This is a genomic window from Enterococcus sp. AZ109, from assembly GCF_051714625.1.
GTDB lineage: Bacteria > Bacillota > Bacilli > Lactobacillales > Enterococcaceae > Enterococcus_A.
In genome coordinates, this window is the sequence record NZ_JBIOSF010000001.1 from 1,693,334 (window position 1) to 1,708,989 (window position 15,656).

15 protein-coding genes are annotated in these 15,656 nt (G+C 40.3%); 5 read left to right on the top strand and 10 right to left on the bottom strand.

What is annotated here, in order from left to right; translation table 11 throughout:
- Window positions 1-13: 13 nt before the first annotated feature.
- Window positions 14-577: a peptide deformylase gene (gene def / locus IGI42_RS08050; RefSeq protein ID WP_438715311.1), complete on the top strand. Its 564-nt coding sequence runs from the start codon at window positions 14-16 to the stop codon at window positions 575-577.
- A gap of 163 nt (window positions 578-740) precedes the next feature.
- On the opposite strand, the gene IGI42_RS08055 is transcribed toward def, so the two are convergent.
- From IGI42_RS08055 to IGI42_RS08090, 8 genes are all read right to left on the bottom strand, one after another.
- Window positions 741-1,427, bottom strand: coding sequence for a helix-turn-helix transcriptional regulator (locus IGI42_RS08055; RefSeq protein WP_438715312.1), 687 nt, complete (start codon window positions 1,425-1,427; stop codon window positions 741-743).
- 264 nt (window positions 1,428-1,691) lie between these two features.
- A complete protein-coding gene (serS, locus tag IGI42_RS08060) occupies window positions 1,692-2,963 on the bottom strand; it encodes a serine--tRNA ligase (protein ID WP_438715313.1) in 1,272 nt (423 codons plus the stop codon).
- A gap of 27 nt (window positions 2,964-2,990) precedes the next feature.
- Complete coding sequence (sdaAA, locus tag IGI42_RS08065; RefSeq protein ID WP_438715314.1) at window positions 2,991-3,884, bottom strand: L-serine ammonia-lyase, iron-sulfur-dependent, subunit alpha; 894 nt, start codon at window positions 3,882-3,884, stop codon at window positions 2,991-2,993.
- A gap of 13 nt (window positions 3,885-3,897) precedes the next feature.
- Window positions 3,898-4,593, bottom strand: a complete 696-nt coding sequence (gene sdaAB / locus IGI42_RS08070) for an L-serine ammonia-lyase, iron-sulfur-dependent subunit beta (protein WP_438715315.1) — start codon at window positions 4,591-4,593, stop codon at window positions 3,898-3,900.
- A gap of 23 nt (window positions 4,594-4,616) precedes the next feature.
- Complete coding sequence (locus tag IGI42_RS08075; RefSeq protein WP_438715316.1) at window positions 4,617-5,669, bottom strand: PTS sugar transporter subunit IIC; 1,053 nt, start codon at window positions 5,667-5,669, stop codon at window positions 4,617-4,619.
- Between the two features lie 588 nt (window positions 5,670-6,257).
- Window positions 6,258-7,250 carry an ornithine carbamoyltransferase gene (argF, locus tag IGI42_RS08080; RefSeq protein WP_438715317.1) on the bottom strand — a complete coding sequence of 331 codons (993 nt, stop codon included), beginning with the start codon at window positions 7,248-7,250 and terminating at the stop codon, window positions 6,258-6,260.
- Between the two features lie 34 nt (window positions 7,251-7,284).
- A complete protein-coding gene (locus IGI42_RS08085) occupies window positions 7,285-8,700 on the bottom strand; it encodes a basic amino acid/polyamine antiporter (protein ID WP_438715318.1) in 1,416 nt (471 codons plus the stop codon).
- A 98-nt stretch (window positions 8,701-8,798) separates the two neighbouring features.
- Window positions 8,799-9,566 carry a dimethylarginine dimethylaminohydrolase family protein gene (locus IGI42_RS08090; protein WP_438715319.1) on the bottom strand — a complete coding sequence of 256 codons (768 nt, stop codon included), beginning with the start codon at window positions 9,564-9,566 and terminating at the stop codon, window positions 8,799-8,801.
- Between the two features lie 114 nt (window positions 9,567-9,680).
- On the opposite strand from IGI42_RS08090, the gene IGI42_RS08095 reads away from it, so the two are divergent.
- The 3 genes from IGI42_RS08095 (at window position 9,681) to IGI42_RS08105 (ending at window position 12,702) form a co-directional block, all read left to right on the top strand.
- A complete protein-coding gene (locus tag IGI42_RS08095) occupies window positions 9,681-10,316 on the top strand; it encodes a GntR family transcriptional regulator (protein WP_438715320.1) in 636 nt (211 codons plus the stop codon).
- A gap of 361 nt (window positions 10,317-10,677) precedes the next feature.
- Window positions 10,678-11,250, top strand: coding sequence for a TetR/AcrR family transcriptional regulator (locus IGI42_RS08100; protein WP_438715321.1), 573 nt, complete (start codon window positions 10,678-10,680; stop codon window positions 11,248-11,250).
- A gap of 75 nt (window positions 11,251-11,325) precedes the next feature.
- Window positions 11,326-12,702, top strand: a complete 1,377-nt coding sequence (locus IGI42_RS08105) for a serine hydrolase domain-containing protein (protein ID WP_438715322.1) — start codon at window positions 11,326-11,328, stop codon at window positions 12,700-12,702.
- 369 nt (window positions 12,703-13,071) lie between these two features.
- Here IGI42_RS08105 and fucO read toward each other — a convergent pair whose 3' ends face one another.
- Window positions 13,072-14,223 carry a lactaldehyde reductase gene (gene fucO, locus IGI42_RS08110; RefSeq protein WP_438715323.1) on the bottom strand — a complete coding sequence of 384 codons (1,152 nt, stop codon included), beginning with the start codon at window positions 14,221-14,223 and terminating at the stop codon, window positions 13,072-13,074.
- Between the two features lie 382 nt (window positions 14,224-14,605).
- On the opposite strand from fucO, the gene IGI42_RS08115 reads away from it, so the two are divergent.
- Entirely contained in the window at window positions 14,606-15,064 is a 459-nt protein-coding gene (locus IGI42_RS08115) for a hypothetical protein (RefSeq protein ID WP_438715324.1), read from the top strand.
- Window positions 15,065-15,133: 69 nt separating this feature from the next.
- Here the strand turns inward: IGI42_RS08115 and IGI42_RS08120 are convergent, their stop codons facing one another.
- The gene (locus IGI42_RS08120) at window positions 15,134-15,655 is read right to left on the bottom strand and encodes a transcription repressor NadR (RefSeq protein WP_438715325.1); all 522 of its coding nucleotides are present in this window, start codon (window positions 15,653-15,655) and stop codon (window positions 15,134-15,136) included.
- Window position 15,656 lies beyond the last annotated feature (1 nt).

Consider the following 15,656-nt stretch of genomic DNA (forward strand, 5'->3'; position numbering starts at 1 on the left):
GGAGACCTTTTTAATGATCACAATGGATGATATTATTCGGGAAGGACATCCCACCTTGCGCGCTGTCGCAAAAGAAGTGCCGATTCCGCCAACAGAAGAAGACGTAAAGCTTGGGGAAGAAATGATGGAATTTCTTAAAAATAGTCAAGATCCAGTCAAAGCGGAAGAATTGCAGCTGCGCGGTGGCGTCGGATTAGCCGCTCCCCAGTTAGATATCTCAAAACGAATTATTGCTGTTCATGTGCCTAGTCTTGATCCGGAAAAACCAGAATCAGGCCTTAGTACCGTCATGTATAACCCAAAAGTCTTGAGCCATTCCGTTCAACAAGCCTGCCTTGGTGAAGGTGAAGGCTGTCTATCCGTTGACCGCGAAGTGCCAGGTTATGTCGTACGTGCCGCTCGCATCACCGTTTCTTACTATGATGCCCAAGGTAATAAGCAAAAAGTTCGGTTGAAAAACTACAATGCTATCGTCGTGCAACACGAAATTGATCACATCAATGGCGTCATGTTCTATGATCACATCGATGAAAAAACACCGTTCACTTTAGATGACGGCGTGTTGGTGATTGAATAAACAGCGACTGGAAATCAGATTTCTCTGATTTCCAGTATTTTTTTGACTTCATTTTCTCCCTACACTCTATTAAAGCAAATAAACTGCCAAAAAGTTCCCTAAAATAAAAAAACAATTTATGAAGGGTTGCTTCACAAATTGCTGGAATGGAAATGATTCGATTTTACTCTGTTTTGCTTTCTTTTTTGTGATTGCGGATATGCAGGTAAATCGTGTTTTTTGAGATATCTAAAGAGTTCGCTACTTTTATGACTGAATCCTTCAAATTGAAAATACCTTGATCGTACAACCGAATGATGATTTCCTTGTTTTGATTCAAATTCGAGATTTTTGGATCAGCTTTAACGGATTGTTTGGCTTTTGCTAAGGCCGTCATGATTAAGTCATCAATATTATCAGAAAAATGCTCAGAATTATTCGAATCGTTCGAAGCTTCAAGTGGATGAGTGGCCGGTAAAAGATCATGTAAAAACTCATACAACGGCTGCTCTAAGTGCATGTTAATACAAATTAAGCCGATAATGCGATTGTTCTCCCCCAAAATAGGGATTGTGGAGGATTTCAAATTCACACCGTCTATATTCTTATTAAAGTACGGCATAGCTGAATAATCCTCACTATCATTTAGTTGATCCAGCATTTTTAGTGCTAAATTGGTAATAGGTGCACCTTGTTTCCGATTGCTGAAGTGCCCATTAATCACCTTAATCGCAGAATTTTCCAGATATTCTAAACTGTGGAGAACAATTTCGCATGAGTTCCCTAGAAAATTCCCCAAACCATCCAACATCATGGTATAAGATTGTAGTATTTGCTTATCAACTTCACTTAAACGTAAATAGGGTTCCAAAATAAGCCCTCCATTTCCTGAATTTATTTAAAACGATTGCCGTTCTTCGCTATCTAATTCGGTCTGAACGACTCATAACAAACCGAAGATCTAACTGAAAGTCAGCGCTGCCAACAAATCTCCGTGTTTTTATATTTCACATAGTTGAGTGTACCAAAAAGAGCCCCCTTTTGCTATTGTTAAGTCGACTAAAACGTCACAATAGAAAGGGTACTCAAATATTTCACACATTTGAGTTTGATCTCTTTTTTGCAGCATTATTGCTTACTTAATTTCAGTCGTTCCGCCCATATAAGGAACTAATGCAACTGGAACAGTCACAGAACCATCTTCATTTTGGTAGTTTTCTAAAATGGCAGCTACCGTGCGGCCAACAGCTAAACCGGAGCCATTTAAAGTATGTGCATAGTGAACCTTCCCACGTTCATCACGGTAACGAATCATCCCACGACGTGCTTGGAAATCTTCACAATTTGAGCAGGAACTGATTTCACGATAAGTATCTTGCGCCGGAATCCAAACCTCGATATCATAGGTTTTCGCAGCTGAAAAGCCCATATCACCGGTTGAGAGAGTCACAATTCGGTAAGGCAAGTTCAGTTTTTGCAACAGACTTTCGGCGTTTGTGACCATTTTTTCCAATTCAGCATAAGAATTTTCGGCATCGCTGAATTTCACCATTTCAACTTTATGGAATTGATGCAGCCGGATCAAGCCGCGAGTGTCTCTACCCGCACTTCCTGCTTCTGATCTAAATGACGGGCTCATCGCCGTAAAGTAAATCGGCAAATCAACCTTATCCAAAATTTCCTGACTATAATAATTCGTCAATGGCACTTCTGCCGTTGGAATCAAGGTTAAGTCTCTATCTTCAATTTGAAAAACATCTTCCTTGAATTTAGGAAACTGCCCCGTCCCAAACATTGATTGACTGTTCACTAGATACGGAGTAATCATCTCAGTATAGCCATGCTTATCCACATGTTGATCCAGCATAAAGTTGTAAACGGCCCGTTCCAGTCGAGCGCCCAAGCCTTTGTAATAAAGGAAGCGGCTTCCTGACACTTTACTTCCTCTTTCAAAATCTAAAATGTCTAAGTCTTCCCCAAGTGCCCAATGGGGTTTAGTTTCAAAAGCGAATTCCACTGGTTTTCCCCATTTACGGACTTCCACATTATCGTCTTCATCTTCGCCAACCGGTACGCTGTCATGGGGCAAGTTAGGTAAGTTTTCTGCGATATCTTTAGAGGCTGCTTCAACAGACGCAATCTCTTTATCCAGCTTTTTAATCTGCTCGCCTAATTTTTTCATTTCAGCTAATTGAGTAGACGCATCGGTGCCATCACGCTTCATTTCAGCAATTTCCGTGGAAACGGCATTTCGATGCTGCTTCAATTCTTCTACCTTCACTAATAATTCCCGACGCTTTTCATCTAAGTCCAAAAACGAGTCGATCACGGCTGGTTCTATGCCACGAGTACTCATTTTTATTTTTACTTCTTCTACATTCTGACGAATCCTTTTAATATCTAACATAGTCCTACCTTCTTAACACCCTATTTTTTAGTGAAATGTGAATTTCACTTGATTAAACACTTCTCTTTTCATTCGTCGACCGGTTTCTGTATCGGCTAAGCCACCTAGTCCTGTTTCTCGGAGTGATCGTGGTAATTGACGACCCACTTTGTTCATGGCCTCCAGCACTTCATCTGCCGGAATTTTATTCACAATTCCTGCTAAAGCCATATCTGCTGCGATCAAAGCATTTCCCGCCCCAATAGCATTTCGCTTTACACAAGGAATTTCCACTAAACCAGCCACTGGATCACAGACTAGTCCCAGCAAATTACCTAAAGCGATGGCAAATGCTTCAGAGGATTGCTGCGGTGTTCCGCCGGCCATTTCGACTGCAGCGGCTGCTGCCATCGCGGACGCACTGCCCACTTCAGCTTGGCATCCACCGATTGCCCCGGCAATCATGGCATTATTGGCGGTGACCATCCCAAACAATGAACTAGTAAATAAAAAGCGGACTTGTTGTTCAGTTGTTAAGTTCAAGGTATCTCTAATCGCCATCAACACCCCTGGAAGTGTCCCGCTGGCTCCAGCTGTAGGTGTCGCACAAACAACGCCCATCGACGCATTGACTTCATTTGTTCCTAAAGCCGCTTGAACGGCTGAGACCATCAGATCACCTGATAGCGTTTTCCCTTTTGCGCGATAATTTTTCAACCGAACGGCATCGCCGCCGGTTAAACCCGTTGGTGAGAAGACGCCGTCGCCTTCTTGCGAACGTTTAACGGCTGCATCCATCACGATCAAATTTTGCTCCATCAGGTCCAAAAGCTCTTCACGGCTTTTTTGACTGCGTTCCATTTCCAGCTCAATCATTAAATCGGAAATACTTTTCCCGCTGTCTTCAGCTTCTTCAATAAATTCTGCAATCGAATAATACATCTTTAATTTCTCCCTACAATAAAATTATTTGTGATGAATCATCCAACGAAAGCAACTCGTCTTTTACAGATTCCATTGGCGTCGTATCCAGATCAAAAGCGAACAATGCCGCATCGTGATTTACATAGCGGGAAACCGAATTGATGGTAAGATCAGATTCCTTAAATTTTTGCATTTCTCGCTCATCTTCATTGATGACAATCAAAATTGGTAAAGGACCATTTAATTCAACGCCAAAGCCTTCTAATTCAATATATTTCACTTCAATGGTTCCACCGCCGACAGAGATGCCGGTTAAATGGATTTCATGAGTGTCGTCACTCAAGGTCACACAAGCTGTATTGGCATGTTGAACCGGGCTTTCTTCACTCATTTCATGGAATTCAACCTCAATTCCTTGTTCTTCTGCTATTGCAATCGAATTAATAACTCCGGCATCGTTGGCTTTAAACCCTAAAACCCCACCGATAATGGCAAAATCTGTTCCGTGTCCCTTATGTGTATCCGCAAAGGACTCATAGTATTTAATAGAAATCTTTTTTGGTGTACCACCAAATAGTTTGCGGGCCGCTGCTCCAATAGCTAATGCACCTGCTGTATGAGAACTTGATGGTCCAATCATGATCGGACCAATCACATCAAAACAACTTTTATAATTCATCGGACTCTTTATTTTCTTTGGTTTTTCTAGCGTTAATACTGCATTCATATATAACTCTCCTTCGTTTGTGGCTAATTTTTCAGTTCGGTTACCATGGTTTCTGGATTTCCCAATTTTTTGGCATTGTCAATCTCGGGCGCTTTGTAATTTCTGAATACGATGGACCCAAGTAGTCCGCTCAAAATACTAACAATCGTGATTAACAATACAACAAGTAGTGTCGTTTGAATTGGATTATTGCCAAGGGTAACTAGCAAGCCAGCCCATGGTGTAGCCATTCCGGTTACTGGAACAGTCAATCCGAAAAAGGTAACAATGATTCCACTAATAATACCTGAGACTAAATTAGTCATGTAAATTGGAATGGGATTTGAACTGATAATATCAATCTGTGTTAATGGTTCAATCGCAACTGCTAATGGTGTTGATTTACTACCTAGCTTCATTCGTTTAAATAGTACGGCATTAACTAATGAACTACCGTAGCAGGTCATCGCGCCGATAGCCATTGGAACGCCTGTCAACCCGATTAGCGCAGTTAGAACCATTGAACTTAGCGGTGTCATACCAACGATTGGAATAATTGCTCCTAAGATTGCCGCCATAACATAAGGATTGCCTTCGACTGCATTTAAAATGGTTCCGCCGATAATTCCTAGAACACTTAGAACAACTGGTTGAATCAAACCGGCGATTAACGCTGCACTTAATGGAATAACTAAGATAATCACTAGTAAATCAATGCCTTCAGTTACTCGTTTTTCGATTTGACGAATAAGGAAAGATAATAGATACGCTGTAATAAATGCTGGTAACAAACTAACCTTGATTAATGAAATTCCCATAATGATTGAAAAGACTGGGCTGATGCCAAATGCCAGCGGTACTAATGCACCCGCAGCTAAACCTCCGAGACCACCCATTACTTCACCTATGTTTGATATATATTCAATATTAAATACGCCACCGACTGCATACCGTAAAAATGCTTCTGGTAAAAATGTTGCACAAGCTGCTCCAGACAGAGCGCCTAACGCCTTTCTGCCCCGCGGTGCTTTAAAAGAAAATAAAGACATCCCACATAATACAAGAACTAACATTAACACACCTGATACCGTTTCCATTTCGTCGCCTCCAAATTTTTTTACAAACTTAATCTTTCTCACCTGTTGCCAAACCAGTATTTCTAACTAAGAATAAAATAAATGCTAGCGGATGAAATATTTTTCATCTTGCCTATGAATGAAGTATACAACTAAACTAAAGTTCAGTCAATGATTTTTTTTAATATTAGTGAACTTTTTTTCATTCTTTGCTAAATAGACTTCTCCAGCAACTATCCCTATCCAGATTTGACTTTGTTCTAACCGATTATTTGACGAAAAACAATGGGGCTATAAATTGTGAAAAGCTATACTTTTTTTTAGAAAGACTTCGTAAACTTCCTCAACCTTGAAGCATTAAGACTAAAATTGGCATAAACTTGTGGGGCAGTTTATGCCAATTTTCGCTTAATGCCGACAAAGTTAGCTTGGGAAACCGTTAAAGTTGCTGCCACAAGATTTACGATTGTGACCAACTTCTACTTTCTGACATTAAAAAAACGACTGAAAATCAGCCTCTGCTGATCTTCAATCGCTTTTTGTCTTCTTATAGAAAGGTACGACTAATATTGTTGCAATAAGTTCCGCAGTATCCTTCCATTAAAGAGTTTATTTCAACGTAGCATACATGATAGCTTTGATGGTGTGCATTCGATTTTCTGCTTCATCAAAAACCTTTGATCGGCTGGATTCAAACACCTCATCGGTAACTTCCATTTCTGTCAAACCAAATTTTTCATGAATCTGTTGACCAACTTCTGTTTCAAGATCATGGAAGGATGGCAGGCAATGCATAAAAATGGCCTCTTTTTCTGCCTGCTCCATCAGCTGCTCGTTCACTTGATACGGTGCCAACAACTTAATACGATCCGCCCAAACTGAATCCGGCTCTCCCATTGAAACCCAAATATCTGTATAGATTACGTGAGCATTTTTAGCTCCTTCACTTGGATCTTCGGTAAAACGCAGCGTCCCACCTGTTTTGTGACAAATCTTTTGGCATTCTTCAATGAGTGCTTCTTCTGGCATCAATTCTTTTGGTCCACAAGCAGTAAAATTCATCCCTAATTTAGCACAAACCACCATTAATGAATTGGCGACATTGTTCCGAGCATCCCCCATAAAGGTAAAATTGAGTCCTTTTAGGTAGCCAAAGTTCTCCTCCACCGTCAGCATGTCAGCAATCATCTGAGTTGGATGAAACGCATCCGTCAACCCATTCCAAACCGGAACCCCCGCCTTTTCAGCCATTTCTTCTACCAACGCTTGAGAAAATCCTCGGTATTCAATACCATCATAAAAACGTCCCAAAACACGGGCCGTATCTTCAATGCTTTCTTTTTTCCCCATTTGTGAAGAACCAGGATCTAAATAAGTAACGCCCATTCCTAAATCCATTCCAGCTACTTCAAAGGAACAGCGGGTTCGTGTGGAAGTTTTTTCAAATAGGAGCACGATGTTTTTCCCTTCCAAATAGCGATGAGGGGTCCGACTTAATTTTAGATTTTTAAATTGCTTCGATAATTCAATCAGGTATTGAATTTCAGCGGTACTGAAATCCAACAGCTTCAGAAAACTTTTCCCTTGTAAATTTACTGGCATGATAACTCAACCTCTTTCTTCTATAGTATTACTTTTATGTAGCTAGTAGTGTCGGCAACTGGAACACTCCATAGATGGAAAGCGCAATGACAATTGTAAAAAAGACCCATTCATAGTTGGTAAAGACACGTTCGCCTTTTGTCCGCTTCACATACATATACATAATGGTTCCTGGACACAAAGCCAAAATTGTTAAAATGATAAACGTGGAACCGGAAGCAATAATCAACCAGAGCATATAAATGGTCGCGATCACCCCGACCACCAGATTTTTGACGGTTGCCTTTTCCTTGGATTGCCAAATCAATTTCATTTGAAATAGTGCCACACAAGTATAAGGCAGCAGAATCGTTGAAGAAGATAATTGTGAAAGCAGCGAATAAGCCTCATCAGTGAATAAAAAGCTTAACAACATCACCTGAATAATTACGTTAGTGATAATCGTTGAATTAATCGGCATATTGTTTTCATTTTCTTTAGTAAAAATCTTCGGAAACAATCCCTGTACACCGGCTTGATAAGCCACCTCTTCTGCTAAAAGGGTATTTGCGATCCAGGCACCAAAGATCGAAACAATCACACCTAGATTGACAATAATTGCGCCTGTTTTTCCGATAATGTGCTCTAACACAAAGGCCATCGCTGGATTCGGCAGGTCTTGTAACTGCTGCTGACTCAAAATACCATAAGAAAACACCGTGACTGTCGCATAAATCAGCGTCACTGCCGCAAAACCTAACAAAGTAGCTTTCCCGACATCACTGCGTTTTTTTGCCCTACTTGAAAAGACCACGGCACCTTCAATTCCGATAAAGACCCAGACCGTTACTAGAACCGTCCCCTTTAATTGTTCAAATATACTAGCACTGCTGCCATTGCTGGCTAAGTTGCCCCAAAAGTCCGCAAAAAAGATGTCTGTATTAAAAGCAAACAAAATACAAACAATAAAAATCAGAATCGGAATCATTTTCGCAACCATCACTACTGCATTTAACAAGGTTGCTTTGTCCAGTCCTCGCAAAATCATAAAATGAATGATCCATAAAACGACTGAAGCCCCAATAATTGAAAAAACATTTTGACCATCACCAAATACCGGAAAAAAGTATCCTAGTGCACTAAATAGCAACGTACCAAAGGCTACATTTCCAATATTCACTGAAATCCAATAGCCCCATACCGAGTTGAAGCCAATATAATCACCGAATCCCTCTTGCGCATAGCTGAAAATACCCGAATCCAAATCCGGTCGTTTGTTGTTTAAATTCTCCATACAAAAGGCTAAAGAGCCCATCCCGACACCCGCTATAATCCAGCCGACAATCGTTACACCTGCCGAAGCCGTATTGGCCATTTCTTTCATTAGATTGAAGATTCCCGCACCGACAATCGCACTGACGATAATGCCGACTAGCGGAAAAAGACCGATTTTCTCCTCTGAACTTTCCAATTTTTTCACCTCTCATTCGTAAAAAAGGGAAGAATGCTAAGAATTGTTTCTCAGTTTCCAGCATTCCTCCTTGGATAAACGTTACGTTACACGCCAAACTAAAAACGTAGAGATAAACAGCTTAATCCACCATCAATTTTACGAAACTCAGAAGTATCGACTACTAATACCTTGTATCCCAAGGCTTCAATTTTTGCTTGAACTTTCGGATAACCTTCCGGTACGATCACGTAATCGTTCACCCAAATACAGTTCGCCCCATAAGCTTCATCCATGTCAATTTCGATTTTATTGAATTCCTCGAATTCTGGTGCCGTTTTGAATTCCCCAGCTACCAATAAATTATTGTTTTCTAGATAAGCCAAGCCCGTTTTCAAATGCAGCATTTCTTTCATCTCAACTGCTTGGCCGGACAAACCATAGCTTTCTAAAATCTGAATCATTTGATCGGCACCGGCTTGATTGGTACGTTCAGATAGACCAATATAAAAATGATCCCCCACCATCATAATATCGCCAGCTTCGATTGTTCCAGGTTCTTTAATATATTCAATGTGCTCATAGAATTTATTAAGCGCTTCCAACATATCTGGTAACGCCGCTTCTTCTCGGCGGCTTTTAGCTCCAGGTCGCGTAATAATTGCGCACTTACTGGTACATAAGGCAACATCTTCCACGAAACAAGCATCAGGAAATTCATCCTTCGGTTCCAAAACAGTCACATTCACACCCGTTTTAGTCAAAGCGCTTACATAATTTTCATGCTGCATCAAGGCTTTGCTATAAACCGGCTTTCCTTCATTGGCACTAGTTAGTCCTTCTGAGATCGTGTTTGATGGGACACGAACAATGACATTCTTAAACATTATTCATCCTTCTTTCCTTTATTTTATGACTAAAGTATACAATATACAATATGCAAATGCAAGCCTTTCCAAAAGCATTTATTTTGTAGTACAATAGGAACTGGGAGGATGATTATGGAACCAAAAGATAAAGTATACCAGTTCATCTCAGAGCAATTGACCTTAGGAAAGCTGAAAAGAGATGATCGACTGACTGAACAGTATTTAGTAGACAATTTAGGGATTAGCCGGACCCCGGTTCGCGAAGCTTTGCTGCAGCTTGCTTCAGACGACATTTTAGAAAGAGTCCCGCGGAAAGGGTTCAAACTTCGGACCTACAACGAAAAAGACGTAGAAGACCTTTATCAGCTGATTGGGGTTTTAGATGGGAAGATCGCTGAATTGACTGTAGACAAGCTTGATGAAGCTGACTATTCATTAATGAAATTTTTGGTTGATAGTATGAATTCCGCGATCGAAAACGAATTGTATACAAAATACAATGAGCTTCAACACCAATTCCATGAGCTCTATACAGCTAAGTGTGAGAATGCTTTGTTGAGAAAAGAGATCACGATTAAGAAGAAAATGTTTATTGGCAAGGCCTATTCGCGAATCGAAAAGGAAAAGATAAAAGAATTGCTGCTGATCACCAATCGTGAACACGAAGAAATTTTAGAACTGTTCAAGAGCAAGCAAGGGGCACAATTGCGGCAATTCCTGGAACAGACCCATTGGCGATTGGAAAATGCCCAATATGATATTTGGTAAAAAACTTCAAAAAATGTGCTCAGCTTAGGCACACTAAAACTAAGATTGGAAGAAACTTGAGGAGCAATTCTCCCAATCTTAGTTTTAGTGCCAACAAGGATGGTTTATGAAGCCCTGTCGTGTATCGTTGCTGGTCTGCTGATTGGCGTGAACTTTACAGTTTCCTTACTTGGCGTGTTATGAGGATTGCTTTCTAGAACAATTGAAGGTACCAGTAGTTTAATGCTACCGCTATTTATTTTACCCTTTGTCGGTTCTGGACTTTGTTAACTCAATAAATTACTCTCTCCAGTGAATGAAGTTCACTCATTGACGTAGTTGAATCCATCGTTTATACTATTTTCAAATAGAAGGTGATGAAATGACTCGTGTAACCAAGAAACCAGAAGTAAGAAAACAAGAAATATTGGATACGGCTATCCAGCTTTTTTTCGAAAAGGGCTATGAAAAAACGACCATTTCGGATATTGCCAAACGAATGAATGTCTCTCAGGGTTTATGCTATCGGTATTTCTCCTCAAAAGAAGAAATCTACCATGGGGTTTTAGATCATTACGTCTCTCAAGGCGTGCAACAATTTGAACTGCTCTTAGGTGATGAAACAATGACCTTAGCCCAAACAATCGAACAATTGCGTCCATTGAAGGGTGAAACTCAGTCCGAAAGTTACTATCACAAATTCTTCAATCTGTCGGAAAACCTGGCCCTGCACATTCAAATGGAATTTCGCCTGCTCTCTGCACTGGTTCCGATTATGGAAAAACGATTGCTGAAGGCAAAGGAAAATGGCGAGATTAATTGTAACTCTATTCAAGAAGCTGCCGCCTTTCTTCTATTTGGCCAATTTGGTGTCGCCTTAGCCTCTGAAAAAGATGAGCAACAAACTTTCGAGATAAACAAAGAATTTATCAAAAAATTTCTGGGTGTTTACTAGTCCTCTACGATCAATAGAGGACTAACTTTTTACACATTGAGTGAATAATGTTCATTCATTAAAAAGGAGAGCAAAATGACTACTAAACACAAACGATTCTTATTATTGGTTTTGATCATCGGTTTGATTCTTTCAGCACTTGCTATGATCCGGTCTAGCACAACAAAAAATGGAACCTTTACTAGTCTTAAGGAGTACACAGATTTTACAATGGATTCGATTCCGATTCAAAATATGGCGATTGCGGTGACTGAAGATAACGAGGTCACCTATTCTAATCAATATGGCGAAGGGATCAACGAGCAGTCTAATTTTATCATCGGCTCAGCCAGCAAATCGTTTACTGGTCTGGCGATTAAGCAACTGATAGATCAAAATAGACTCCAACTGACTGATTCAGCGAGTACTTATTTGCCAACTCGAGGATTGCCTGAAGAAATCAAGGTTTTAGATTTATTGAATCACACCAGTGGAATTGCTGCGAATGAAAAAGTCGATGTTCCAGCATTCACTGGAGTGTTTGGCAAATTTGAATACGCCAACACCAATTACAATTTATTAGGGGAGATTATTGAGGTGGTAACCGGTGAGCCCTTTGCGGAATATATGAGGAACTCAGTTTTTCCAAGTCTAAACATGAGAAACAGTTTTGCTTTAACGTATCAAACGGAAACAGATATCGTTCAGGGTTACAACTCATTCTACGGGATACCAATTGCGATAAATCCTAGTATTCCCAAGAGCAATAGTTTTATCCAAGCACCCTCTGGTTACTTATGTTCCAACTCTGATGACCTAACGAAATATCTAAATTCCCGCCTATCATCTGATGATCTGCTTGAACAAGTGAAGCAATATGGTGTAAAAGTGACTAGTGATCCGGCTCTAGAAGGAATGTTCCAAAATGATGGCACCTATGGCTTTGGCTGGATTTATAAAACGATTAATGGAACCGATATTTTGTACCATACCGGGAAGACTCCCACCTTTAATAGTTTACTCGTGTTGATTCCGGAAAAAAACATTGGTATATCTATTTTATATAGCTATGGCGACTTTTTAGTGGGTACACCCATGATGGAGGAAGTGAATGAGTCCATTGTTGCCCTCATGCTGGGAAAATCGGTAACTGTGACAAAAAAGACACCTTCTTCTTATACTGCTAAGCATCTGTTTATTAACGTCCTTTTAGTAATGTTTGCGCTATTTTGTACATTTATTTCCCTCAGAAAATACAACTCAAAAGCTAAGCCGAATAGTCTCTTCTTTTTAGTGCTACAGCTTTTATTAGCGGGAATACTCATCCTATTGTTCAAATTAATGGGTCTTTCTTTAGATGTTCTATGGGAATTCATTCCGGATGTGATCATCATTATCGTCTATTGTCTCTTTGTCCTGCTTCTGTCGGGGGGTAGGAATATCTACCTGTGTTTATTCAAAAGAACGGAATAGTGACGTACGAATTTCTCAATCGAGATTTGATCAAATTGGGTCCCTCATTTCTTGTTTCCAAAGACTCATGAATACAAGAAAACAAGAAAGGCAAGGAATTGTGATGCTTTGCAAGTCCTTGCCAATAGTCTGTTCTCTTTCTGGTCAATACTGATTTTGCTAAAATCTTTTGTAAACTTACTTACCAATCATTTATTCATTGCGTTGCGGTCGAGAAACGAACATCAGTTTATCATTTTAATGGGCTTTTTTTAGTACCTCGTTGGAAGGAAGCACTTTGGAACTACCCGCATAGCAGGTGGTTCTCAAAATATATAATAAAAAGGGGCAAAAAGGCTAGCTCCTTCACAGAGCTAGCCTTACTTTTCGTTACATCAAACTTTGATACAACGCAATAATCTCTTCCACTGTCGCATCCCGTGGATTACCTGGTGAACAAACATCCCGGAACGCATCTTCCGCAATCTTCGGAATATCTTCAGCTTTCACACCTAGTTCGGAAATCGTCGCCGGAATACCGACATCCTTACTCAACAGATCAATGGCATCACAAGCTGCGTCTCGTGCGTCTTCAATGCTCATCGTGTCAGCACCTTCAACACCCAATACTCGTGCAATATCGCGATATTTTTCGCCAGTGTATTCTTTGTTGAACTTCATCACAGTTGGTAATAGCGAAGCACACGCAACACCGTGAGGAATATCATACCAAGCACTCAACGGATGAGCCATCCCATGAACCAAGCCTAAGCCAACATTAGAAAAGCCCATACCAGCAATATATTGTCCTAATGCCATTTCTTCTCTAGCTTCCAGTTTTTCCGCCACAGAATCTCTCAAGGAGCGTCCCACAATTTCGATCGCTTTCAAATGCAGCATATCGGTTAATTCCCAAGCACCTTTTGTGATAAATCCTTCTATTGCATGAGTCATCGCATCCATCCCCGTTGCGGCAGCTAAGGCTTTTGGCATGCCCATCATCATATCACTATCAATAAACGCCACCACCGGAATATCATGGGGATCGACACAAACAAACTTCCGATGGTTCTCTTCATCGGTAATTACATAGTTAATTGTTACTTCAGCTGCGGTTCCTGAAGTCGTTGGTACGGCTAAAATTGGCAAACATGGATTTTTCGTTTCAACAGGTCCTTCTAAACTTAAAACATCAGCATATTCAGGGTTGGTCACAATGATGCCGATCGCCTTAGCCACATCAATCGGCGAACCGCCGCCAATTGCGATCATGCAATCTGCCTCAGCTTCTTTCACTGCTGCGACGCCATCCTTCACATTTTGAACAGTCGGATTTGGCACCACACCATCATAAACCACATAGTCCACCGCTGCAGCATCTAACAGATCGATCACTTTGGTTGCTACTTTATGTTCAATCAGCCCTTTATCAGTGATAACAACTGCCTTTTTAAAGTTGCGCTTTTGAAATTCCGGCACAATATCATGAATTGCCCCTTTACCAAAATAAGATGTTTCATTCAGGATCATACGATTTACCATTAAAACTCCTCCATTCATGTTTTGTTTTTCACAAGATACTCAACAAATAAAACGGCTTACGAATAAACCGCTTTCATCATTGGGCACTCTCTTACAAATCTATCATATACGTTACCAGATGATTTTACATCCCACGATTTTGTTAACCCATTGTACTATTTTGTCAAAAGTTTAGTAAGGATAAATAAATCCTTCGGCACTAATTGATTCAGCGATTAAAACACCAAGTATTATTTTAGTAATACTCTCGGCATTTCTAATAATTGACAGAAGATAAAGTTATTGAATAGCCTTATTTTTTGAAAACATTCCGGTTTGTGAATATTTGATCAACAATTTATACTTATAGTGAAGACATAGACTTTAGAAAAGAGGTGCCATCATGAAGTACAAAAACTATTTTCCTATTCTCCTATTCTTGTCAATTCCCTTATTACTTCCTTTGACTTGGTATCGAAATATAGATATGAGCCAAGAATTGTATTTCCTGATTGATTATTCTGGTTTTCAAGTGTTCTCCTTAGAGTATCCAGTGATCCACCTTTATTTGTTATCGCTGCTGTGCTTGTTCCTCTCCTTCTACGAAAACCAACTGTATGACTTGACGAAATATCCGATCGTTGTGTTCTTTACCCTAGTTGCTCTTTTTCCTGCAATCAAGAAATGGCCGCTGTTTTCCATCCTCTTTTTCCAACGTTTTGGTTTGACTTCTCTACTGGTAATGATACTCGCATTGCTCACGCTCTATTCGATCCATCTTATACAGATAGATGCAGAAGATTTTGGAAGTTTTAGAAATAAAGGGGCCGCAATCCGAAAGATAACTCGCAGCAGTAGTTGAGTTGTGCTAGCTATATACAAAAAAAGTAGGAATCAGGTCGCTCCTTGATTCCTACTTTTTTGCATATAGCTAATTTTTTTCTTGGTACATAATCCCTTTATCTGACAAAGCCTTGGTAATCTCTGAAAAATCTTCGTTGGTTTCATAAGCAATCGTATGCAAATGAATCCCGCCGGTTAATTCGGATAAAAAGACTGCCTTCGATGAGCGATAGTTTTTTAGGAAATTGTCGACGTCTTCCTGCGTGCGAATATGCAGTCCGCCAATCAATTCCCCATACAAAGGATGCTCGACAATGACGTCAACGACCTCGCCGCCGGCTGCCACAATCGTCCGTAATTCCTCTTCGGCTTGACTTTTATCGTGCTGCACCGCAATTTTACTGGTTAAACGAGCCGAGGCGCGCTCCAATAAATAACCACGGGCTGTAGCAATAATATTTTCACCAGCAGCTCTTAATAAAGCAACGTCTCCCACAATAATCTGGCGGCTTACCCCATATTCTTTGGCGAAACGGCTGGCACTAATTGGCTTTTCTGTTGCTCCTAATGCTTCTAAAATGGCTTCTCTACGTTTAATTCCATCCTTCATA

Excerpts from the sequence above, each read along its gene's own strand:
- def (WP_438715311.1), top strand. The coding sequence starts at position 14 with ATGATCACAATGGATGATATTATTCGGGAAGGACATCCCACCTTGCGC.
- serS (WP_438715313.1), bottom strand. The coding sequence starts at position 2,963 with ATGTTAGATATTAAAAGGATTCGTCAGAATGTAGAAGAAGTAAAAATA.
- sdaAA (WP_438715314.1), bottom strand. The coding sequence starts at position 3,884 with ATGTATTATTCGATTGCAGAATTTATTGAAGAAGCTGAAGACAGCGGG.
- sdaAB (WP_438715315.1), bottom strand. The coding sequence starts at position 4,593 with ATGAATGCAGTATTAACGCTAGAAAAACCAAAGAAAATAAAGAGTCCG.
- IGI42_RS08075 (WP_438715316.1), bottom strand. The coding sequence starts at position 5,669 with ATGGAAACGGTATCAGGTGTGTTAATGTTAGTTCTTGTATTATGTGGG.
- argF (WP_438715317.1), bottom strand. The coding sequence starts at position 7,250 with ATGCCAGTAAATTTACAAGGGAAAAGTTTTCTGAAGCTGTTGGATTTC.
- IGI42_RS08090 (WP_438715319.1), bottom strand. The coding sequence starts at position 9,566 with ATGTTTAAGAATGTCATTGTTCGTGTCCCATCAAACACGATCTCAGAA.
- IGI42_RS08095 (WP_438715320.1), top strand. The coding sequence starts at position 9,681 with ATGGAACCAAAAGATAAAGTATACCAGTTCATCTCAGAGCAATTGACC.
- IGI42_RS08100 (WP_438715321.1), top strand. The coding sequence starts at position 10,678 with ATGACTCGTGTAACCAAGAAACCAGAAGTAAGAAAACAAGAAATATTG.
- IGI42_RS08105 (WP_438715322.1), top strand. The coding sequence starts at position 11,326 with ATGACTACTAAACACAAACGATTCTTATTATTGGTTTTGATCATCGGT.
- fucO (WP_438715323.1), bottom strand. The coding sequence starts at position 14,223 with ATGGTAAATCGTATGATCCTGAATGAAACATCTTATTTTGGTAAAGGG.
- IGI42_RS08115 (WP_438715324.1), top strand. The coding sequence starts at position 14,606 with ATGAAGTACAAAAACTATTTTCCTATTCTCCTATTCTTGTCAATTCCC.
- IGI42_RS08120 (WP_438715325.1), bottom strand. The coding sequence starts at position 15,655 with ATGAAGGATGGAATTAAACGTAGAGAAGCCATTTTAGAAGCATTAGGA.